Here is a 22,008-nt window from a genome sequence, read left to right on the forward strand (position 1 = left end):
TACGATGTCGGTTCAGTCCGACAGTCTTCTGGAGCACCATGCGCCTCGCACACATCAAGATCGACAACTTTCGGGGGCTCAGCCGGGTTGACATCCGCCTCTCCCGCTTTGGTTGTCTGATCGGCGAGAACAATGCGGGGAAGTCGTCTGTATTCCAGGCCCTCAACATCTTCTTGCGCTCAGCCGCCGTCACGGAGGGCGACTTTCTCGATCCCGCGCGACCTGTTCGCATCCAGCTCACCTTCACCGAAATTCGCGAGGCTGACCTTCAGCGCCTGGAGGAGAGCCACCGCTCACGTATCGAGCCAGAAGTGAGCGACGGCCGCCTCACCTTGGCCCGGACTTATACCGGTCCAGGAAAGGGCTCCATGTGGGTGGTCAAGAAGGTGCCCAGCGATGCCCGTTTCCGGAAACCAGCTCTTGAGGAGGTCCTTCGCCCCAGGATCTCTACCGAGGAGCTGGAGGCAAACGTTCGAGGCGTCTACCCGGAGATCTTCGACAAGCTGTCCGGGAAGGTCACGCGTGTCGCCGTGAAGCGAGAGTGGGCGGAACTCGTTGCCGCGCTTCCGGAAGACGCTTACAGCACGGGCGACGATCCCCTGATGACCGGTCTGGATAAGTCGGTGGCTCCGCTGCTGCCGGAGCCAATCTACATCCCAGCCGTGAAAGAGCTGAACGACGATCTCAAGACGACGTCATCGGCGACCTTCGGTCGACTCCTGTCCCTTCTGTTCGAAGACATCGAGCATCAACTCCCTGAGCTGGAAGCCTCTTTCGACCAACTGCGGAACCAGCTCAATGTGGTGGCAGAAGAGGACGGCAGCGAGTCGGACCGGCGGCTGCCGGAAGTGCGCCAGATCGAGACATTGATCCAGCAGAACCTCCAAGAGTCTTTCCCTCGCGCAAGCGTGCGTCTAGAGATTCCCCCACCCCGGCTGCGCAGCTTGCTGGAAGAGGCCCAGATCGCCATCAACGATGGCATCAGTGGCCCGTTCAAGACCAAGGGTGACGGTCTGCGCAGGTCAGTGGCGTTCGCGATCCTGCGTACATATGTGGACCTCAAAACTGCACGGCCTTCGCAGCCCGACAGCGCCCAGCAGCCCTGTCTGCTCTTGTTCGAAGAGCCGGAGGTCTTCCTCCACCCGCAGGCACAGCGCAAGCTTTTTGAAGCCCTGACGATCTTCTCGCACTACAACGACGTCCTGGTCAGCACTCACTCGTCTTCGTTCTGCGCCCCCGGGGCAACAGGTACTTTCGTGAAGGTCGTCAAGGACCACACCCTGGAACCGCCGGCCAGCCGGACCTGTGTGATTGATCTGTCCGACATGAACGCCCGGGACCAGTTCGAGATCATCACGTACGAGAACAACGAGGCCGCCTTCTTCGCCAACTCCGTTCTCCTCGTGGAGGGTCCCAGCGACCGAACTCTCATTCCCCATATCGCGCGCACCCTCAACCCTCAGTGGGACTTCGAAAAGCACGGTGCCGCAATCGCCAAGGTAGAGGGAAAGGGAAGCATCGAGCGGTACCGCAAGTTCTTCCAGCGTTTCGAGATGCGGGTCGCAGTCATTGCTGACCTGGACGCCGTACTTGACGGATTCGACAAGCTGGGTGCCAGCAGAAAGTGCCATGAACTGCGTGATCGGATCGTCTGCCGGGTCACGGAGTTGGTGGAGGAGGAAGAATCGGACGTTTCCAACAGGACGCTCAAGAGCATCCGAACCAGTGGCAGCGCACGGGAACTGTGGCGACAGGCCCAGATAAAGAGCGAGCAGCACGCCCAAGGACTATGCGGATTCGATGAGCTGAACGCCGCCGTAGATGCCTTCTTCGCCCGCTCCGCTTCAGGATCGGCGCGCAGGATCCTGGAGGAAGCCAGCGACCCTGAGCTAGAAAAGATGAAGCTGGATCTGCTGCGAATGCTCCGTCACGAGGACATCTACGTGTGGGAGCGTGGGGCCATCGAGGCTTACTATCCCGACTTGCAGACGAACGAATCGAACAATAAGAACGATCGGGCGCGCACGTTCTGCGAGCGGTACACCACTGCGGAAGCCATCCGCGGCCTGCCTGTCTTTAAGGACTCCGCGGCTTGCGAGTTCGACCTCATCTTCGAGGCATTCTTCGGAGCAGCATCTCTGGGACCGTCCCCGGTTGATATTCCCGAGCAGGCTGGAGCAGAGGGATCGCAGGCTGAATTCGGGGAAGCATCTGCAGTTGAATGACGCAGACGATTCTCGGTTGTGTGCGCCGTCATGAGGAATCTCAGAACGCCCTGGCACCTACTCCAAGGGCGCTCGCCGCATGACCATCTCCTGTGTCTGGCAGGGAAGTTGGGTCTACCTGCGCCAGGGCGCCAAGGGGAGTTTGCGATCAGTCTGCGCCCGCAATCGATGAGGTGAGCCTCAGCAGCGCGACGTTGACGGGTGTAGAGAATTGTTATAACCGGTCAGACCCGTCAACGCCATTACCGACGCTTACTGAGGGTTGCTTGCCGCCAGGTCGTTGAGCACAGCGTTGACTGTGGACCAGCAGAGGTCGGCTGTGTCGAAGTCTGCGCTGTGTTTGGCTCGTTTCTCCGCGAGGGGGTGGACCAGGTTGCGGTAGATCCGTAGCAGGTCCGAGGCCATCTTTGCGTCTTGGTCGATCCACCGGTTGGTGTGGGCGTGCTGAATGAGCTCCTGCAGCCGGGTGTCGCGGGCGGGTCGGGTCAGCGGCACGGTTGCGTTTCTGACGTCGGCGGCGTGGACGAGGACGCCTTCGAGGAGGCTCCCGAGCATGATGACGGCGGAGGTGTAGGCGCCGTGTTCTTGGCAGATGCGGGCTTCGTCCAGGCGAAGCTGAACGGCGCGGGCCAGGTCGGGATCGGAGACGATGTCTGTGATGGCCACCTTCAGCTCTACGCGCTGCGGGCGAGGGGGTTCGTCGGGGTCGTACTCGATGAGGAACGGCTGCCCTTTGCGGTAGTCGATGCGGCGGGCTTCGAGGGCGAGGACTTCTTGGAGGCGCTGGATGACGGCGTCGTAGTCGGCGGGTTGTTGTTGGTATTCCCGTCGGTCGGCCAAGCGCAGGATGACGCGCTCGGTGTCTCCTGCCTGGTCTTCCTGGCGTTCGCGCAGGATGGTGTGTACCCAGTGGTGGCGCGGGCTGCCGTCGTGGTCGGGGACGTCTTCCCAGCCGGCCCGGCGGAGGAATGGAGCGAGTTCCCAGCCCGCTCGGCGTTTCATGCCCGGCTCGTCACCGCAGACCATGGCGGCGAGTTCTTCGAGGGTGCTGTCGTCGTAGTTGTCCATGTCAGTGTTCCTCGCTGTCTTCGTCCGGCTCACCGTCGTAGGGGTCCGCGTCTTCGTCGGGTTCGGCCTCGGCCAGGCCGACCGGAGTCCAGGGCATGTCGGTCGGCGCGTCATCGGTGGATGGCTCGCGGACCGTGCGGGGATGGATGCCCAGCTCGGTCAGGCGTTCCCACAGAGGTTCCAAGGCCTCGTCGGGTGAGAGGGCGAAGGCGCTGCTGCGTATGCGCCAGAACGTCCAGCCGGCGCGGCGAAGCTCCCGCTCGCGCTCGGCGTCGTCGTGGATCTGCTTCGGGGTGGAGTGGTGAGGGCTTCCGTCGCACTCCACTGCGAGGCGTCCGTGGCCTCCGGTGACCACGAGGTCGATGCGCTTTCCGTTGACTTCCCATTGGGGCACCACGTCGTAGCCGCGTTCCTTGATGCGCAGGAAGACACGCTGCTCGAAGAGCGAGTCGAAGGGCGCGCAGTGTCGGTCTGCGCAGACGTTGACGGGTTGGTGCGGGTGTGTGTAGGGCGGGGGCGGGCTCACCATGTACGTGAGCAGGGAGCGCCGCAGGTCTTTACTGCTGAGCTGGTCGACGGTCAGGGAATGGAAGAGCCACATCTGGTCGCGGGCCCGGCTGGCGGCCACGTTGAAGCGTCGTTCATTGTTCCGGCCGGTCGCGGCGATGACGTTGGCTCCGTCGACGACCATCGACAGGAGGATGACGTCGCGCTGGTCTCCCTGGAACTGCTCGGGTGTGCCGACCAGGATGCTGTGGCGTTCGCGGGCCGACACATCGATGCGCTGGTCGACGAGGTCCTGCACCAGTCGTGTCTGGTCGCCGTGGCGCAGGATGATCACGCCGATACTGCGCTCTGCGTAGGCAGGGTCCTGGGTGAGGCGGTGCAGTTCGTTGACGACGGCCTCCGCCTCCGGCCGGTTGATGAGTTTGTCCCGGCGCCCTTCGCAGTGCCCTTCGGGCACATGGACGACCTTCAGCGGCGGGAGGCGATCGGAGCCGTGCTGGCGCAGCAGGACCAGCTGGTTGTCGGGATAGAACTGCATGGAGGACCATTTGATGATTTCCGGCATGCACCGGAAGTGCTCGGTGAGACGGATCACTTCGGTGAAGCGGGACTGCAGCAGTTCGTACAGGTTGGACTTGGGGTCGAAGCCTTCGCGCTGCCAGGGTTCGAGGCCGGCCATGCGCTCGTCGAAGATCTGGGTGATCCGGTCGTGCTTGCTGCCGCTGTAGAACGGGGCGCACTGCCGGTCGTCGCCGACGACGATGATGCGCGGTGCAAGCCAGAGCAACAGCAGGCCGTCCAGGCCCACTTGGCTTGCTTCATCGACGATGACGACGTCGAAGGAGTCCGGCTCTGGACTGATCGTTTCCGCTACCTGGTTCAGCGGCATGATCCACGCCGGTACCGCTCCTTGCGCTGTCTGCATGGCTGAGCGCGCGTGACGCTGGTGGCGTTTGCCGTACTCGGTGGTTCCCTGGCCTGCGTTGGCCACGGCGCTGGCGTACGCAGCCAGGGCCTGTTTGTGCTTGGTGGTCATGCGGCTGACGCAATGGAGTGCTGCGCGGTCGCAGACCAGCTGTTCCACCAGGTCGCGCAGCCGGGTTTGGATCTGGGTCAGTTCGCCTTCGAGCTGCTCTTCGCGTCCCGGGAGCAGGTGGGTGTCGAGGAAGTCCTGCGCCTGCCGCCACGCCCAGGCCTGGGGCAGCGCGGCGAACCGGGAGCGCCAGTGCGGGGCGAGGGGATCGCCGGCGAAGTCCTTGGCGAGTTCGGGGTGGGCCTCGGCAAGGCACTCGAAGAGTTTCCCGGTCTCGCGCCGGTCTGCCTCACGCTGGTATGCCGCAGCCAGTGCGTCCACCGCCTGCGCGTAGGCCTGCGCATCACGGGCCACTGCGGCATCCGCCGCGCGCTGCAGCTCCTCCACGCCATGCGGGTGGGGCGGTGGAAGGCTCTTGAGGAGTTCTTCGAAGCGTTGTGTTGCGGTCCTGATGTGCAGGAGTTGGCGGGCCTGGGCCGTGGCCTGGCGGATGTCGCGCCACTGCTCGGCGGTGGTGACCGGTGTCTGGATTCCGTCGGCCAGCAGGGTTGCGTGGACCTGGCGGATGACCTCCACGCAGGTGTCGATGGCTTGCAGGATGACGGCTCTGTCCAGGAGCTCGGACGTCATCAGTTCGGTGGTGTCCTGTCCGACGGCCGATCCGACGCCAGTCCACCGGCCGCGCAGGGTGCGGGCGTGGGCGCGCATCTCCAGTTGCCGTACGACCGCGGTGATGTGCTCTCGGCCAGCTGGCGCCATGCCTTCCACCCGGCACTGTTCGAGGAGGAATCGGGCTTGCTTGACGACGGCCGGCCGGGGCCATCGCGTGTTCAGTTTTCCGGTGCGCAGGACGTGTTGCTCCAGATTGCGGCCCGCGATCAGGAGTTCCTTCTCCTCGCTTTCGGAGAGGCGGGGGATCTCTACTTCCGGGAAGGATGCGGCGGCTATCTCGTCGTGGGTCTGCTGTGCACGCTGTGAGGCGTTTCGGATGCTGTCCCACAGTTGCTGCCATCGCTGGGCGATGCCGTCCTGCAGCGCGCGCGTGGACCAGATATCCGCCTGCCAGGAGGTGGGGTCCGCGGACAGCCCTACCCTCTGCAGGGCCTGCTGAGCTCGGTCGAGGAGCGCTTCCAGCACAATGAGCCGCGCGTCACCGTGGTCCGCCAGTTCCTGCGCCAGCGGTGTGACCGGCTCGCGGCCGACGGCCTCCTCGGCTCCTTGAAGTTCCGTGATGCAGCGGGAAACCTCCGTCGTGTCCGGCAGCGTTGCCGGGTCCGGGCAGTACTGGATGCGGGCGTCGAGGATTCCGGGACCATGCTGGGTAACGAGCAGCCACAGTCGCTCAGCTTCGTCCGTGGTCAGGGGCGGGACCTGTGGGGCCTGAACATCCAGGGGCGGCAGCCACTGATATTCGGCTGCGCCGTCTTCCACCGCCTGCACGATCTCGTCGAGCCGCCCTCGGTAGCCCGGCGCGATCTCAGCGTGTTCGTACCACTCGACTTCACGTACCTGACGCAGGCGGTCTTGGAGTTTGGCCTGCTCCGCCATGAGCTGGTGCCGCTGCGTCTGCTGATCGTCAATGCGCTGTTGGAGCCGATCAAGGTTCGTTGTCGCGTTCAGGTGCGCCAAGGCTCCCAGCGACTGGCTCAGATCGGAGTTGCCGCCCTGCCACTGATCGCCTTGGATCACGCACATGCTGCGCAGTTGTGACGGCAGCTGGTCACGCAGCACATTCAGAGCCTGGCTCTTCGCGCTGGTGACCAGAACTCGCTTCCCGTCCGCGAGGAGCGCGGCGATCAGATTGCTGATGGTGTGTGTCTTTCCGGTGCCCGGCGGGCCCTGGACCACGACACTGGTGTCGCGCTGTAGCCGGTCCAGGACATCGCGCTGGGCAGCGTTGGTGATCATCGGGAACAGCGGATCCGGTCCCAGTGCCGGCGGCACGGAGCCATTCCTGCTCCCCCAGGCCGTCCGGTGCTCCGGTTCAAGGTCATACAGCAGTTGCGCCAGTCCCAGAGGAGCCTGTGCTCCGGGACGTTTCAGCGCCCGGGCGATGCTCTCGTAGAAGCCGAGGACGGAGCGCTGGCTGTGTTCGCGCAGGATGAGTGCGGGCGCGAGATGCAGTGACCGCGCCTCGGGTTCAGCGGTGAGGTCGGGGTGCTGGCCGGTTGTTGGGTCGAACGGGAGCACGCGGTCGACTCCGAAAGCCCGCTGCGCCCACGAGCGCACGGCCTGTGCCGCCCGGTCCGACAGCGGGTGGAAGGGGACGTCCTCGACAGCGGAGCGTACGACCCCCAGCAGCTCCGACGTGTAGCCGTCGGACTCGCTAAGGAAGTCAGTGTCTTCCAGACGGCCGGGGTGCTCCGGCACCAGAGAAACGGTCACGTTGATCGAAGCCGGTTCAACGGTGAGGGTCACCGGTGTTGTCACGATGTGCCTGCGGACCCGGGCCGAGGGACGCTGGGCTCCGAGTTGCAAGAGACCTACGGCCAGAACTACTTCGAAGGTGTCACTGTCCTGCTCGATCTTCTTGGCCATCCGGTACAGCTGCTGGTGCAGCCGCCGCTGCGGCTCGGCCGCCAGCTCTTCCTGCGACCATCGCATCCACTTGCCGGCCCACGTCTCGTACGCCTTACGTTCTTCGGAGCTGCCGCTCCCCAGGGCCAGCTGGTTCTCCTCCACGCTTGCCTGGTCGTCGGTCATCTGACGGTCATTCGGTGTGTTGTCAATCAGGCCGGGAGGTTGCGCCGCAGCGGTGGTGGCGGCCTCGGCGGATACCCTGCCGTGCAGGATCGCAGGCAGCCGCGGTGCTTCTTTGGACGGACGGTGCTTGACCACCATGATGCGAGGGTCGGCGTCCACAGCACGGCGCACGGTCCCATCGGGAGCGTCCGCGAGCCACACCATTTCCGGGTACTTGGCACAGTCCCGGATGGTCTTGGAGACGGCGCCCCGCACCAGCTCCTGCAGACAGTCGATCAAGACGCGAGTGTCGCGGACGGCTTTGGGATCGCTGCCATCTCGTACTGCCGGGCGGGCCATCACATCCCCCAAACGCCTGCCACTGTGGCAAGCCTTTTAGGATCCCCGGCAGCTGCACACCGGGCAATGTGACGGGCATCATGCACAATCATTTCCGGACATGAATGTCCACCGGTGCACTTCAGCCTCGCCACCTGCGGCTAACCCATGGCACGGAGCAGCTGCCGCCCTCGGTGAACACTCACCTGCAGGCAGGAGTGCTTTCAACGCACACCGGCAGACCGGGCGAGCGCAGCCGCCGGGCCACGTTCCCCAGACGCCTGGCACCAGCAACCGGGACCTGAACGGTTCAAACACATGCGGCCTGCCGAGATGCCAGGGCAACCGGCGAGCGGATTCGAACACACGCACGCCGAAGATGGGCACGTGCGTTGTCGGCTCCGCGCCGCCAAAGACGCGTCCAGCAGTTCACACTTGACAGCCGAGAGCAGGCACCATCGTCAAGGTGACCACACCACCTGCCCACTGGAATCCGATTTCACAACGCCTGTGGCAAGCAGTACGCAACGGCAACGTCCTTAATCTCACCGCTGCTTCACCCGAAGGCACAGCGCAAGACCCGAGCTCCATGACCCAGGAAGTCCCTGCCGAGGTTATTGCCGTTCTCCTACTGAACCCCCCTACGCCGGAGCCGGGAGCGGTGCCGCGTCTACAGGTGGTCGGTGCGCACATCACCGGACGTCTTCAGCTGCACTACGCCGCGGTCGAGATACCCTTCTCCCTACTCGATTGTCGTTTCGATGAGCCGGTGGAACTCGCTGACGCCTCGCTGCGTGCGGCGGACTTCACGGGGTGCCAGATGCCTTGGCTGAGCGCCGACCGACTTCGCGTAGACGGTGATCTGACGCTCGCCCAGCTGGTCAGCGGTGGAGTGGACCTGTTCGGCGCGCAGATCAGGGGCGATCTGTGGCTCACTTCCGCCCTCGTCACAGGCGACAGATCCGGCTTTGCCGTGAACGGGCCGCAACTCCGCATCGAGGGCGGCTTGTACGCGCACTCCGCTCACGTGACGGGCGGACTGAACCTGTGGGGCGCCCAGGCCTTCACTCTTGAGCTCACCCAGGCACGCCTGTCCGGGAAGGAGGGACGTCCCGCATTCCGTGGCGACGGCCTCCACCTCGTCCAAGACCTCCGCTGCACCGACCTGTTGGTCGACGGCGGCGGCATCCGTCTGTTCGGCGCAACGATCGGCGGCCAATGCTGGCTTGCCCGTGCCTACATACGCAGTACCACTGGGTGGGCCGTCAGCGCTCCCACGCTCAACGTCGGTGGTGGTATCTACGCTGACGGCTTGACTGTCGAGGGGGGCATCAATCTGTTCGCTGCCGTCGTCGGCGAATCGATTGAACTCACCGCCAGCACGCTCCTCCCCTACCACCAGTACGCGCTTCGGGCTCCCGGAGCCCGAGTGGAAGCAAACGTCACGCTGGACAATGCGACACGCGTCGCAGGAAACATCGATCTGACCCGCGCCGAGATCAAGGGCACCTTTTCACTCACCGAGACAACGTTCGTGGAGGAAACAACCGTCGAACTGCACCACACCGCCCTCGGAGCGCTCCATCTGGGTTCCCTCACTGCACCACCCGCCACCCTCGACCTGAGCGCTGCCTCGATCGTTGCCATCACCGATGCCGCCGACTCATGGCCCGCACAGATCGCGCTCACCGCACTCACCTACCAAGCCCTCCACCCTGTGATGCCGGCCGCCCACCGTCTTCCCTGGCTGCAGCGCGGCACTGACTACCACCCTCAGCCCTACGAACAGTTGGCCGCCTATTACCGTCAACTCGGCCATGACGACGACGCGCGGACCGTGCTCTTGGCTCGGCATCGACAACGGCGACGTAGCCTGCCAAGGCCTGCCCGACTCTGGGGCTACATCGAAGACGCCACTGTCGGATACGGCTACAGACCAGGGCGCGCGCTCATATGGCTGCTGGCACTTGTCGCTACCGCTTCCATCGCCTTCTCAGCAGCACCACCACGGCCCGCCCAATCCCACGGACCGTCCTTCCAACCGGTCGTCTTCGCCCTCGACCTGATCCTGCCCATCCTCGACCTGGGCCAGGAAAAGGCGTTCATCCCTGTCGACAGCACCGCCTGGATCGCCTGGCTCAGCTCCCTCTCAGGCTGGCTACTCGGCACCACCGTCATCACCAGCCTCACCCGTCGCCTCACCCGCCCCTAACGCTCGCATTGTCAGTCGTCGGCACTATGGTCGCTCCTCTGTTTCTGACAGCACACTGGAGGTGGCGTGGCTAGCGAGACGGCGGCAACACCGCGCGGGAGTCGTGGAGTTCAGCCGACATGGGTGTGGCTCATGGTCCTGACCGCTCATCGGGGGACCTGCGTCTACTGCGGACGGTCGCCTGCTACGACTCTCGACCATGAGAGACCGGTGGCAGAGCACGGAGCAGACATCTGGTGGAATTTCGTACCGGCATGCGCTGGCTGCAATCGATGGAAGAACGGACGGTCCGCGCGCCTCTGGGTGCGTGACATGGATCTGCACCATCGCTACCCGAAGGTCGGCTTCACCAGCAGGGCAATGCGTCCCGAGGTCTTTGCTGGGATTCCACGCCGCGTTGAGCAGGCCCAGAGGGAGATTGCCGACATCGACCGCCGCGATTGGTTTCGCCACCACTATGGCCGTGAGACGCACAAGGGCAAGGCAGGCATGTTCAAAGTACTCGAACGCTGCAAGGCGGAATTGAAGGGTTACCCGTATCACCCTTGGATAGCGCCGAAGGTACGGGAGACCGGGGCCGACACCTGCGTCCGGCGGATGTGCTGTGGTTGGAAGGATCCGCAGGCTTGGTTCTCCGCACCGACGATGATCCTTGCCGAGAAAGACCGGACGGCATTCCTCAGGGCCGCATACCAGGCGAAGCTCTACCCGGGCGATCTCTTGGGTGAATTGGTGCGTGAGCACCTGGCCAAATTGGATGAGAGCATCGCGGACTGAGTCACCCTGGGTGAGGGTGAGTCGACCTCGTTACCATCTCGGCCAGCACTGGCGAGCGAAGTTCGGACAGCGGTCCGCCCCTCCGTCAAAATCTTGAGGGCAACCCGCCCGTAGACGAACCGCGAGCATCGAACGCGCGGCGCTCGTGGGCAAGATGCTCGCCGGTCACGACCTCGACAAACGACTGGAGCGATCACGCAACCTCTTCTGTGTCTCCTGCTCCAGAGCCCGTCGCGGCCTGGCCGTCGTCTTCCTCACCGACATCCCCGAGGACGCCCTGCCTAACGCCCACGACTGGTTCGCGTCAGGCACCGTGCACCGTGAACCCGCACGGAAGTATGCGAATGCCGCAGCAGCCGGTGGGATTCGGCACTGGCGTCGGTCACCTCACCGAGAATCGTTGCTCCTGACAGGTTTGAGTGCCGTCGGCGCCAAACCGTCAGCCACAGAACGTGGTTGCGGCACGAAGAACACCTTTCGCGCAGCGCCCCTCGTGACCGCAGGCCCGCCGGCTAATCCCCCCTGACGCCCGCAGTCATTCGGCCTGAAAAACCCTGCCCGCGAGCAGCAAAGCCCAAACGGGCGTCGTGTGCTGGCAGGAAACACCGATCCCCTATTGACCGCCTGCGAACTATGGTGAGCCTCGTTTGCCTGGCACCTCGCGCGCTACATGGTTGACGAGCTCGCCCGGTTCCACACCTAGTCCTGCTGCGATATCCAGAAGCGTCAGCACGCTGGGGCTGCGCTGCCCGTGCTCGATATAGATGAGGCCGCGAAAGCTCAGCCCGCTGCGCTCTGCGAGTTCTTCCAGGCTGTATCCCCGTGCCTCTCTGAGGCGACGGATTTGCATACCCAGGGACAGGAGTCGCGGGTCTGGTGACAGTTCACGTGCTGGCACACGGCGACTCGACCGTCACACCTTTGCGTGCGCCATGAACAGCTGTGCATAACTACTCGTCGTAACGGACAGCATCGCCGTGGCGGGCAGCAACAACGTCGTCGCGCCCACCGCCTAGCCAGTGCAAAAGGTCGGCGACAGGTCCAGCATGCAGCTCAGTTTCGTGGGCGGGGCACATGAGCAAGCCAATCGAGCCGTTCGATCGCTGGCACAAGAGATATCCAAAACCAGAACGCGGTGACACCCCGTGCCGGTGCGGAACGCCACAGCAACCTCTGTACCCGTCTGCGGACCACGGCCGAGGCCATCGCTGGCAGGCCCGGTACGCCGACTCCGCAGGAAAGGAGAAACGGCCGACCTTTGCCACTTGGCAGCAAGCCCGCGACTACCTGGACAAGGTGCTCACGGAGGTCGAAAGGCAGACGTCGCGCGACAGTAATCCGGGCAGCCTGCCGGTTGAATACTTCGCAACCGAGATGATGGAAAGGAGACGCAAGCGGAAGAAGAACACCAATACCTGCGACACCTACGAAAGCCATCTCCGCAACCACATCCTGCCCTTCGCCGGCCACCGCCGTGCAAGCAGCCTGCGCCGACCCGATTCCATGGCCTTTGTCGACTACCTCCTCGACAAGGAAGGCCTCGACTCTGCCTGCACCGTCGTCCAGGTCTTCAAGACCTGGCGCATCCTCGTGCACTACATGCTGGACGAGGACGTCTCGCTACCTGCAAACATCGTGGCGCGGATCGACCTCCCGGACGTCACCCCCCGCGTCAAAGTTGCACTGTCTCCTGGGCAGGTCGCCGCGGTCGCAGCGGCAATGCGGACGGTCGCGCCGCGCTACGAGGTCCTGATCTGGCTCGGAGCCTGCGCCGGACTACGCCAGGGCGAGGCCTTCGGGCTGAAGCGAAGCCAGGTGGCATGGAAACACGACCTGCTGCACATCGAAGAACAACGGCAGCGCGGTAAGACCGTACGCCTCAAGACCAAGGCCAGCTACGCCACCTTGCCAGTGGATCACTACCTGATCGAGCGGCTGGCACACCACGTGTCACGCTTCTCCGAGCCGGAGCCCGTCTCACCAGCCGCCCAACGCCGCCGCCAGGCACGCGGCTACGCCGAGCCGCCGGACGAGGACCTGATCGTCACGAACCGTCACGGCCGACCCGTACTGCACACCGATTTCCACCAGAAATGGCGAAAGGCCGTGAAGCAAGCCGGACTTCCGGAAAGGACCCGCTTCCACGACCTCAAGCACTTCTACACCACCACGCTCGGCGGCTCCGGCAAGCACGACCCGAAGACCGTGCAAGCACTCTCCCGGCACGCCAAATTCTCCGAGACCTGGGATACCTACGCCCACCCACCCCTCGCTGTGGAGGAGGTCATGGTCACCGTGTTCGGAACCGCGTTCTCACACATCGACGCTCCGGCAACGTCGTTGCGGAACGGGTCTACCGTCGTGGCTTGCGCGGCGTCCGCGTCCTGAGCGCCTGCCTCTCCTGCCTCCAACTCCGCGTCCAGGAGCGGCCTCAGCCGCACCTTGCTTCGATGACCGCCTCAGCAGATTGACCGCCCCTCCCTCTGCAGCCCTCACAGGGATCCAGCCAATTCGCAGCGGTACCCGGTTGCGTCGGTTCGAACCTTCGACCGGCGTTCGGCTCCTGGCTGGGCCTCGGCCGCGTCGAGCAGCACGGCAGCAGCTCTGGCGTCCGTTTTCGGACTGTGCGCGGGTATGTCCCCTTGTGTGTGCCCCTCGTATCCGACCTAGCGTCTCGATCTTGTCGTGACGCCACCGATGCGACGTAGGGGGAACAGCCGTGGCAGAAGCAGCACAGGTGCTCAAGGAACTCGTGCAGGCCTGGAATGTGCAGATCGACTCGACCAGCGCGTTGGCGGGAGCCGTCGCCGATGCCGCCGCGAAGGACGACAAGGAACGACGGGAGGACGGGCGCGAACCGCTCCGGCGAAAGCCGGGGTTGAGGCCGTTGCCTGCCACCGAGGTCGGCCCGTCATTCAGGTTCACTCCGTGGGATGTGCTGCACGCGCTGGGGCGTGCCGCTGTGCTGTCCCGGCAGGGAGCCGGGCGTGGGCTGGCTGAGCACTGGGGTTGTCTGAAGTACTGCCAGGCACTGGACGGCAGTCCTGGTCGGTATATGGCGCTGTCGGTGGAAGGGTTGAATCCCAGGCGCCAGTACAAGACTGTGCAGTCCGGCGAGTTGGGCATCGGATTCGCGCTCGCCGTCGCCGAGCGAGCGCTCAAGAAGCGGTACCCGGAACACTTGATCTCGGTCGTGGACGCGGACATCGCCCTGCAGGCGGGCTGGGCGTTTGGTGGGTAAGGACGTCAAGCGACGGGACTGGGTGAAGTTGCGCCCCGACTTTCTCCTGGAGGCGTGGAAGCCTGGCGAGCCGTCGAAGGTCGTCCCTCTCGCGTGCAAGGGGACTCATGCGAAGGGCTCTTACGCGCATACCCACCTGGCCGCTGCCTCAGCGCAGGTCGAGGCGGTGCACATCGGCCCCTGGGATCAGACGCCGACCGTGGTGACGTCGACGGAGCTGCTCGGGCAGGGCGGCATCATCGTGCACGTGCTGCATGCCCCCGGTGACGGCTCCCTGCCCATGCCACCGGACGCTCTGGACGCGGATCGCCAGCTGCAGGACCTGAACATCTACCCCGACGTCCGCGTCCCGGGCGCTGACGGCGAGGACGAGCAACGCGTGAGCGGCTTCCAGGTGATGCCGGACCAGTACCCATGGTTCCGCAGGGCTCTCGCGCGGGCAGGGGCAGCCGGGCTGATGGGGTTCACCGGCGGCGGTGAGCCGACGGCGCAGTACCTGACGGAGCGGCAGGGGAAGCGGCACTTCAAGGGCTTCACGCATGCCGGTACGGGAATCGTGCAGGACATCGATCACGAGATCGGCGGGATGTCCTTTGTCGGGACGGATCACGTCTTCCGGTTGAACGGCACGCGGGTGGACGCGTTCTCCGGTCTCGAGGCAAGTCTCTTCGATCACCTGCGCGACGGGCGGATGGAGGAGTACCGGCGCAGCGCATACGCTCTGCGATCGAGGTGGCGGGCTGTCCGCCGCCAGGACGACTGGGACGGGCCTGTTTCGCTGCGCGAGGACGGTTCCATCATGGCCATGCGGCTGCTGCCCGAGCCGCCCCGCACACGCCGCCGGCTGCGCGCACTCTGAGTCGAGCCGACACGATGCTGTAGCTCACGGCTGGCTGAATGGTGCCCCTGTGGATCCCCGTCGAGCTGTTGCCAGGGGCATCTTCATGCCAAAGTCATCCCACGTGATGACCCGATAACAAGGAGTGGTGCATGCAGGACGGGGACGCCGGTGGCAGCTCGTGGTGGCGGCCGGCGGGGACGCGCTGCGGCAGGAGCGTCTCACGCGCGATCTGTACGCGGCCCTGCACGGAACGGAGGGCGTGGTCGCCGGCTTCACCGAAGACGACGCGGCAGTACGACCGGGCCACAAGGGCGTCGGCGTCGGCGAGGTGGCCCTGTGGGCTGCCACGGCCACCGCGGTCGCCCGGCCCGCTTCCCAGGTCCTGATCACCGCGATCAAGGAATGGTGCGCCAAGGACCGGCACCGCAAGGTCGAGGTCACCTACGACGGGCATTCCGTTGCCATTACGGGCCGCCCGGACGCCGCTCAGGAGCGCGTGGTCCGCGAATTCCTGGACAAGGTGGGTGACGCCCCGTCCAATAGCCCGAAAGGTGACGGCGAGTGACCCGGCTTGTCAGGCGCCGCGCCCTGCTGATCGGCAATGAGCACTACGACGACAGCCGCTTCCCGCCGCTGCCCTCCACGCGGGCCGACATCTGGGGCATGGAGCAGGTCCTCAGACACCGCAACATCGGCGGGTTCGTCTCCATCACGTCCCGGGAGAACTTGACCGCCGCCGACATGCAGGAGGCCGTCAGCGAGTTCCTGGACGCCTGTGAGCAGGACGAACTGGCCCTGGTCTACGTATCCGGACACGGCGCGCGACTCGTGCGGGACGGCGGGGAGTTCCACTTCATCGCCACCGACACCGACTTCGACCGGATCGCTGAAACGGGGGTGAGCGCGGGCTTCGTCAACGAGCAGCTGGAGCAGTGCTGGGCGCCGCAGAAGGTCGTAATGATCGACTGCTGCCGCAGCGGCGGCTTCGCCGTGGGCCTGCGCACCTCCGACCGGCAGACCGACTCCGTCGCGAAGTCCGCCGAGCAGGAGCAGCCCCTGCTCACCAGCCGCGGCGTGTACGTGCTGTCGTCGTCACGGGCCGGTGAGGACTCGTACGCCGACACGGAGAGCACCGGCGAGGTGCGGCCGTCCGCCTTCACCGCCGAGGTCATCGAAGCCCTGCGCACCGGCAAGGTGAGCAAGGACGGCAAGGGTGACGTGTCGGTGGAGGACCTCTTCCACTACGTCAACCGACGCATGCGCGCCCAGGGTGCCCGCCAGGTGCCGGTCAAGTTCGCGCACGGCGTCGACGACCGTATCGTCATCGCCGACTGCCCGTTCGGCGCGGCCCCGCTGCTCACACCACTTACCCGTTGCCCCACCCTCTCCTCCGCGCCGCAGGCCCAGGCGCCCACTCGCAAATCCGCCTCGTCTCAACCAACGTGGCACCACCTCCTGGACTACTACCGCGAGTGCGTGCTTTCTGACGAGACCGAGACACCGCTGATGTCGGTCGGCGACCAAGACACTTCATACGTCTGCCTCTCCGTCTCGGAGCGACTTCTATCCGGCGACGTCGACGACGACGGCTGCATCCCCGTCCCGGCAGAGGCAGGCGGGCTGATCGAGTCTGCCGTCGAGCAGGAGGCAGAACTGTGGGCCGGATACCCGGCCGTGGTCCTGACCGGGCCACGCGGCGGCCGCCCCTGGCGGCACCCGAAATTCGCGCCCCTGCTGACCCGCCGCGTGGAGGTCGTCTCCGAAGACGGCCGGGTACGGCTCAAGCCCTACGGTCCCGTCCAGCCGCACCCTCAGCTGGCGCGGGACTGGCTGGGGGACGAGGAGGCCGCCCAGCTCGCCGATACCTTCCAGCCGACCTGGCATCGCGGCCAGCACGACCGCATGGCCGTGGAAGCGAGCAAGCTCCTCCGGGAGGAGTTCGAGATCCCCTGCGTCCAGGAACTCCTTCCCGATCAGCTCGCCGACCGCATCGACATTCACACGCCCGGCGACGGCGCGCGCAACACCGCCGTGCTCTTCACAGCGCTGCCCGATACCGCCTATACGAAGAAGCTCCTGGACGACTTCGCCGGTATCGCGGAGCAGACGGACCGCATCCAGACGACAGCGCTCGCTGCCCTCTCGCCCGACCCGGCCGAACGCACCCGCGCACTGGCCCTGTCGGAACCAGAGCCGACACGTCTGGTCACACCATTGCCCTGCAACGAGGCCCAAGCCGCCGTGCTGCACTCGGCCATGACCCGACGGCTGACCGTCGCCACGGGACCGCCGGGCACCGGAAAGAGCCAGCTCGTGGCCAACCTCGTCGCCACAGCGGTGACGAGCGGCCAGACCGTTCTCGTGGCCTCCAACAACAACGAGGCGGTGGACGAGGTCTGGCGCCGCTGCGACACGCTCGTACCCGGCAGTGTCATACGCACCGGCTCGGCCAAGGCCAAGACCGGGAACTACGTCGAAACCGAGGCCAAAGGCCTGGACGCCCTGCGCACCGCGCCGGAACCCGTCCTCAACGTGGCCACGGCCGCCATGGACGTCGACATCGCCCGCGGCCAACTCGCCCGCGTCCGGCAGGATCTCGCCCAGGTCACCACGACCGAAAAGGACCTGCTTCAAGCCGGCCAACTGCGTGAGGAACACGCCGCCCAACTCGGCCAGTCTGTAACCGAACTGACCGAGGTCCTGTCACAAGCAAGAAGCCTCGATCAGTTGGAGGCCCGGGCACGGCGTCTGGCCCACGCCCGGTTCTTCGGCACCTGGCGGCGCGGCCGCTTCCTGAGCAAGATCGGTCTCAAGACCTTCGAGGGGGACCGGTCAGAAGGCTGCCTCGCTCTGGCCGACTTCGCTGCTGCGGAAGCAGCCTGGCGCAACGGGTACGCACAGGTCGCCCATGTCGATGACACCGCGCTGGCTACGACGGTCGGCGCTGCCGAAGCGGGCCTACAAAACGCCTCCCGCGCCCTGCTGGAAAGCACCGTACGGAGCAACGCGCGGACCGGCCGTCAGCGCATCCGCAATCTTCTGAGCGCCAGAGACAGCAACCGCACCGACTGGGCCGCCGTGCGCGAAGTGCTCCCTGCCGCACCCGGCTGGGCAGTCACCAGCCTTTCCGCTCGGCGCTTCCCGCTCGGTCCCGCCCTGTTCGACCTGGTCGTCATCGACGAGGCCAGCCAGTGCGCCATCCCGCACGTGCTTCCGCTGCTGTTCCGGGCGCGGCGAGCCCTGGTCATCGGGGACGCCATGCAGCTCCCGCACATCGCCGAGATCAGTCCGGAACGCGAGGCTCTGATCCGCCGCAAGACCGGCCTGCGCTCCGGCTGGCTGGAGAAGCACCGGCTCGCCCACCGCCGCCACTCCGCATTCCACGCCGCCGAGCGCTCCGCGGGAGGCACCCTCCTTCTCGACGAGCACTTCCGCTGCCACCCGGACATCGCCGCCGTGTCCAACGAACTCTTCTACGACCGGGGGCTGACGGTCCTCACCGACACCCGGGACCGCCCGTCCCTGCCCAGGCAACCGATCTTCTGGTCCCACGTTCCCGGACGGGCCACCCGGCCCCCATACGGCGGCTCCTGGGTGAACCACGCCGAGATCCGGCAGGTGGACAGTTTCGTGCGTGCCTTGCTGGAGGAACTCCCCGACGAAGCCACGATCGGCGTGGTCACCCCCTTCACGCCCCAAGCCGACGAACTCCGCGCGCAACTGAGGCAATACGGCCGGCAACGCGTGCGCGTCGGCACCGTGCACACCTTCCAGGGCGGTGAGCGCGACGTCATGGTCTTCTCCCTCGTCGCCGGTGAAGGCATGCACGACAGCGCGATCGGCTGGGTCCACCGCCAGCTCAACCTCTGGAACGTCGCCATCACCCGCGCCCGCAGCCACCTCATCGTGGTCGGCGACATGAACCTGTGGCGCAAGTGGGGCGGTGTCGCCACCGAGCTGCTGAACGCCGCCACCACGACCGGGCCTCGCATCGAAGACCATGCGGGAGACGACCTGCTGCAGCGCCTCTACCAGGTCATGTCCACACAGCCGGGAACAACAGCAGCACTCGGCGAGAGCGTCAACGGCCACCCCGTCGACGTCCTGGTACGAACCCAGGACGCTGCCCGTCCACAGGCCGTCCTGCTCGACCGCGGGCCGGACGAAGGCGCTGACGAAGCACGCCACATGCGCCTGATGCTGCACCGCCGTCGGCTCGTGGACCGCAGCGAAGAGAGCGGTCACGCCCTGCGGTACCCGGCGTGGCGACTGTACGACACGAGCACCGCTGACCAGTGAACGGCCCTTGGACACCGGTCAGTCACTTCCCGTAGGCCTGCTTCCAACGCGCTCGGTGACGGGAGTCGCCCTGGCCGCGACCGTTCACACGGCTCAGCGCCAGAAGCGACGCTCCGTTGTTCCACAAGCCGAGGTGATCGCGGTGGGCCAGAATGCCGTGCTCGACGGCAAACCTCTCGGAAGGACGGCTGAACCTGGTGGTCGTCACAAACACCGCCACGTCGGCCTGGAAGTGGACCTTGGCACCCAGCAGATCACGCAGCTCACGGCTGGCGATGGTGCTGCTGGGCGCGTACCGCTTGCACTGGATCACAAACGTCCGGCCATCCGGCAGACGACCGACGACATCGGCACCGTTGTCGTGCGAACCACCCACCCGCCGGACCTCCGTACACCCGTCCCTACGGCACAAGTCGGCAACCAACTCCTCGAATTCGGTGCCCGTCATCGCATCCACCTCGACCAGGGTCCGCCGACCGGCCTTCACCACCTCGTCCTGGCGCCAACGGCGGTCCCGAGCACGCACCCTCCGGTCGGTACGCCACAGCCACCAGCCCACGGCTCCGATACCGCCGAGGACCACGCTCCCAACGACGTATGGCCACACCTCCGACCAGAACACCATCAGCACGATGAGCAGGCCGCCTCCGCCAAGCACGATCGGCGTTGCCCTTGTCACCCGCCCGGTACGACGGGCCGGCTTCCGTCCACGTTGAACAGCCATCTCGCCCTCCCCCGAACCTTCCTGAAGCGAGAGTCTCGGCAACGCAGGACAAGCCCGGAAGGGCGCAAGTCAGCCATGACCGATTCCACTCAGTCGGATCCGGCGGCCGATGCCACCATCCGCTGATTCAGCAGCGTGGCTGTCGATCCTGCAGCGGCCCAACAAATGTTGAGTGCAGCGCGATCATCTCGTTCGCCGCGCGCCTGTGCCCGAACACTGCGCTCATCGTCACGGCCGGGCGAGCACACGGCTGGGGACGGGATATGGCACTTGAGCCGCTCGGTGAACATCACGTCGATACGATCTGCCCATCGTTACGGCCGATGTGCGCCGTGATCAGCCTGGGGGAGCTGTCGTGTCCAACCGTGTTCAGCCGGTGCAGCAGGGCGATCCGCGCCGGGTGGGGCCCTACCGCGTTGTGGGACGACTTGGATCCGGCGGCATGGGCACGGTGTACGCCGCTCTCACCGCCACCGGCGAGCGGGTCGCCGTCAAGGTCGTGCATCCGGCTCAGGCCGCAGACGATGAGTTCCGCGCTCGGTTCCGGCGGGAAGTGCAGCTCTCCCAGCGCGTCACCGGGCCGTGCCTGGTTCCGGTCCGCGACGCCGACACCCAAGCTTCGACGCCCTGGCTCGTCACGCCCTATATCCCCGGCCTCACCCTCAACGAGCACGTGACGGCCAACGGCCCCTTGTCCGGAGGGCGTCTGTACGCGCTGGCCTCCGGCACCGCAGCCGCACTCGCCGCTGTACACGCGCAGAACGTCATCCACAGGGACGTGAAGCCGCAGAACGTCATCTTGGCCCCCTCCGGCCCACAGGTCCTGGACTTCGGCATTGCCCACGCCCTGGACGGCACTTCGGTCACCCGCACCGGAGTGATGACCGGCACGCCCGGCTGGATCAGTCCCGAGCACTACCGCACCGGCGCCGTCGGCTCCCAAGCCGACGTGTTTGCCTGGGGAGCCCTCCTCGCCTACGCAGCCACTGGCCGCCTCCCCTTCGGCGGCGGCGCCGCTGATGCGGTGGCCTTCCGCGTCATGCAAGCCGAACCAGACCTGGAGGGCGTACCGACCAGCCTGCGGCGCCTGGTGGAGAAGGCTCTGTCCAAGAACCCGTCTGATAGGCCGAGTGCCGCTGAACTGGCGGGTGAGTGCACCGAGTTGCTCTCAGCCGAGGCGACCGCCGTCCTCGCGTCTGGCGACCAGCAGCCCACCCTGATATCCGACCTCGTCAGCGCGCACTGGGACGTGGCGCCTGAAGCCGAACCCGCCTGGCCCACCCCGCCCAGGCGCCATAACCGCACACCCCTGTATCTGACGGTCGCCGTGGCTGCCGCCGTCCTCGGCAGTCTCGGCGGTGCCCTCGCGGCTGCCTCCCAATCATCAAACGCCGCCCACGGCCAGGTCCCCACACCGAGCAGCCACACGAGCGCCGCCACTGCCACCGCCGCGGCCCAACAGTCCACCTCCCGGGCAACGAGCCCTGCTACGACCTCCCCCTCGGCGCCAGCGACGTCTCAAACCCCCCAACGCGCTAGCGTCCCCTCCCCCGCCTACACCCGCAGCGACAACGCCCAGCCCAACGTGGACGAATGGGCCTCAGCCCGGCTCCCGGCCACCTCGGCCGAGAAGACTGCCGCACAGCGCCTGATCACGGACGCAGCGCCAATCCTTCAGGGACAGCAATACATGGGCGACACCGTGACCGTGACCTTCAACCCCGCAGCCCAGACCATGTTCGTCACCTTCGGCCCCGGTATCTACCCGGAAGGACAGGACTACCGTGACGACACCGGATTCACTGACATCGTCCGCGGCCTGATGTTCGGCAGCTGCTCCGAAGCCCAGCAGAACTTCGGCAACGACAATGCCTGGCCCTACGGCCGTGCCGTCCTTGTCTACCGAGAGTCCATGGCCAGCCCCACCATCGTCGACTACCGCGAAGTCACCCACATCGACAGCTGCCGCGTGTAGCGCTCGATTCTCTTTACGACTCCTAACAAAAGTGGCGGACTTGACCTGGTGATCCGGAAGCCTCTCTTGGTAGGCATCGTTGACG

Annotated in this window: 13 protein-coding genes and 1 pseudogene; 10 read left to right on the forward strand and 4 right to left on the reverse strand. The window is 65.7% G+C overall.

The annotated features are described in order from the left end of the window. The first annotated feature begins 38 nt into the window (after positions 1-38). Positions 39-2,225, forward strand: coding sequence for an AAA family ATPase (locus tag ACQEV2_RS12210; RefSeq protein WP_433039371.1), 2,187 nt, complete (start codon positions 39-41; stop codon positions 2,223-2,225). Between the two features lie 252 nt (positions 2,226-2,477). Here the strand turns inward: ACQEV2_RS12210 and ACQEV2_RS12215 are convergent, their stop codons facing one another. Further along, positions 2,478-3,293 carry a hypothetical protein gene (locus ACQEV2_RS12215; protein WP_433039372.1) on the reverse strand — a complete coding sequence of 272 codons (816 nt, stop codon included), beginning with the start codon at positions 3,291-3,293 and terminating at the stop codon, positions 2,478-2,480. A 1-nt stretch (position 3,294) separates the two neighbouring features. Then, entirely contained in the window at positions 3,295-7,815 is a 4,521-nt protein-coding gene (locus ACQEV2_RS12220) for an AAA domain-containing protein (protein WP_433039373.1), read from the reverse strand. A gap of 505 nt (positions 7,816-8,320) precedes the next feature. On the opposite strand from ACQEV2_RS12220, the gene ACQEV2_RS12225 reads away from it, so the two are divergent. The 3 genes and pseudogenes from ACQEV2_RS12225 to ACQEV2_RS12235 all read left to right on the forward strand — a co-directional run bounded on the left by ACQEV2_RS12225 (position 8,321) and on the right by ACQEV2_RS12235 (position 10,843). Next, complete coding sequence (locus ACQEV2_RS12225) at positions 8,321-10,066, forward strand: hypothetical protein (RefSeq protein WP_433039374.1); 1,746 nt, start codon at positions 8,321-8,323, stop codon at positions 10,064-10,066. Between the two features lie 132 nt (positions 10,067-10,198). Then, positions 10,199-10,336: pseudogene (locus ACQEV2_RS12230) on the forward strand (HNH endonuclease); the annotation flags it as partial. A 42-nt stretch (positions 10,337-10,378) separates the two neighbouring features. Beyond that, positions 10,379-10,843: a hypothetical protein gene (locus ACQEV2_RS12235; RefSeq protein ID WP_433055237.1), complete on the forward strand. Its 465-nt coding sequence runs from the start codon at positions 10,379-10,381 to the stop codon at positions 10,841-10,843. Positions 10,844-11,474: 631 nt separating this feature from the next. Here the strand turns inward: ACQEV2_RS12235 and ACQEV2_RS12240 are convergent. Then, complete coding sequence (locus ACQEV2_RS12240) at positions 11,475-11,693, reverse strand: helix-turn-helix domain-containing protein (RefSeq protein ID WP_433039375.1); 219 nt, start codon at positions 11,691-11,693, stop codon at positions 11,475-11,477. A 224-nt stretch (positions 11,694-11,917) separates the two neighbouring features. Here ACQEV2_RS12240 and ACQEV2_RS12245 point away from each other — a divergent pair, with 224 nt between their 5' ends. The 5 genes from ACQEV2_RS12245 (at position 11,918) to ACQEV2_RS12265 (ending at position 19,224) form a co-directional block, all read left to right on the forward strand. Then, positions 11,918-13,231 (forward strand): tyrosine-type recombinase/integrase, encoded by a 1,314-nt coding sequence (locus ACQEV2_RS12245; RefSeq protein WP_433039376.1) that lies wholly within the window; start codon positions 11,918-11,920, stop codon positions 13,229-13,231. A 331-nt stretch (positions 13,232-13,562) separates the two neighbouring features. Continuing rightward, a complete protein-coding gene (locus ACQEV2_RS12250; protein ID WP_433039377.1) occupies positions 13,563-14,084 on the forward strand; it encodes a hypothetical protein in 522 nt (173 codons plus the stop codon). 166 nt (positions 14,085-14,250) lie between these two features. Continuing rightward, complete coding sequence (locus tag ACQEV2_RS12255) at positions 14,251-14,943, forward strand: hypothetical protein (protein WP_433039378.1); 693 nt, start codon at positions 14,251-14,253, stop codon at positions 14,941-14,943. 127 nt (positions 14,944-15,070) lie between these two features. Further along, entirely contained in the window at positions 15,071-15,490 is a 420-nt protein-coding gene (locus ACQEV2_RS12260; RefSeq protein WP_433039379.1) for a hypothetical protein, read from the forward strand. Further along, positions 15,487-19,224, forward strand: a complete 3,738-nt coding sequence (locus ACQEV2_RS12265; RefSeq protein ID WP_433039380.1) for a caspase, EACC1-associated type — start codon at positions 15,487-15,489, stop codon at positions 19,222-19,224. The genes ACQEV2_RS12260 and ACQEV2_RS12265 overlap by 4 nt, the downstream gene beginning before the upstream one ends. Positions 19,225-19,246: 22 nt before the next feature. Here the strand turns inward: ACQEV2_RS12265 and ACQEV2_RS12270 are convergent, their stop codons facing one another. Next, positions 19,247-19,849, reverse strand: coding sequence for a restriction endonuclease (locus tag ACQEV2_RS12270; RefSeq protein WP_433054385.1), 603 nt, complete (start codon positions 19,847-19,849; stop codon positions 19,247-19,249). Positions 19,850-20,303: 454 nt separating this feature from the next. On the opposite strand from ACQEV2_RS12270, the gene ACQEV2_RS12275 reads away from it, so the two are divergent. Continuing rightward, the gene (locus ACQEV2_RS12275) at positions 20,304-21,923 is read left to right on the forward strand and encodes a serine/threonine protein kinase (RefSeq protein ID WP_433039381.1); all 1,620 of its coding nucleotides are present in this window, start codon (positions 20,304-20,306) and stop codon (positions 21,921-21,923) included. The last annotated feature ends 85 nt before the right edge of the window (positions 21,924-22,008 follow it).

The organism is Streptomyces sp. CA-251387, from assembly GCF_050936625.1.
Lineage (GTDB): Bacteria > Actinomycetota > Actinomycetes > Streptomycetales > Streptomycetaceae > Streptomyces.

Excerpts from the sequence above, each read along its gene's own strand:
- ACQEV2_RS12210 (WP_433039371.1), top strand. The coding sequence starts at position 39 with ATGCGCCTCGCACACATCAAGATCGACAACTTTCGGGGGCTCAGCCGG.
- ACQEV2_RS12215 (WP_433039372.1), bottom strand. The coding sequence starts at position 3,293 with ATGGACAACTACGACGACAGCACCCTCGAAGAACTCGCCGCCATGGTC.
- ACQEV2_RS12235 (WP_433055237.1), top strand. The coding sequence starts at position 10,379 with ATGGATCTGCACCATCGCTACCCGAAGGTCGGCTTCACCAGCAGGGCA.
- ACQEV2_RS12240 (WP_433039375.1), bottom strand. The coding sequence starts at position 11,693 with ATGCAAATCCGTCGCCTCAGAGAGGCACGGGGATACAGCCTGGAAGAA.
- ACQEV2_RS12245 (WP_433039376.1), top strand. The coding sequence starts at position 11,918 with ATGAGCAAGCCAATCGAGCCGTTCGATCGCTGGCACAAGAGATATCCA.
- ACQEV2_RS12270 (WP_433054385.1), bottom strand. The coding sequence starts at position 19,849 with ATGGTGTTCTGGTCGGAGGTGTGGCCATACGTCGTTGGGAGCGTGGTC.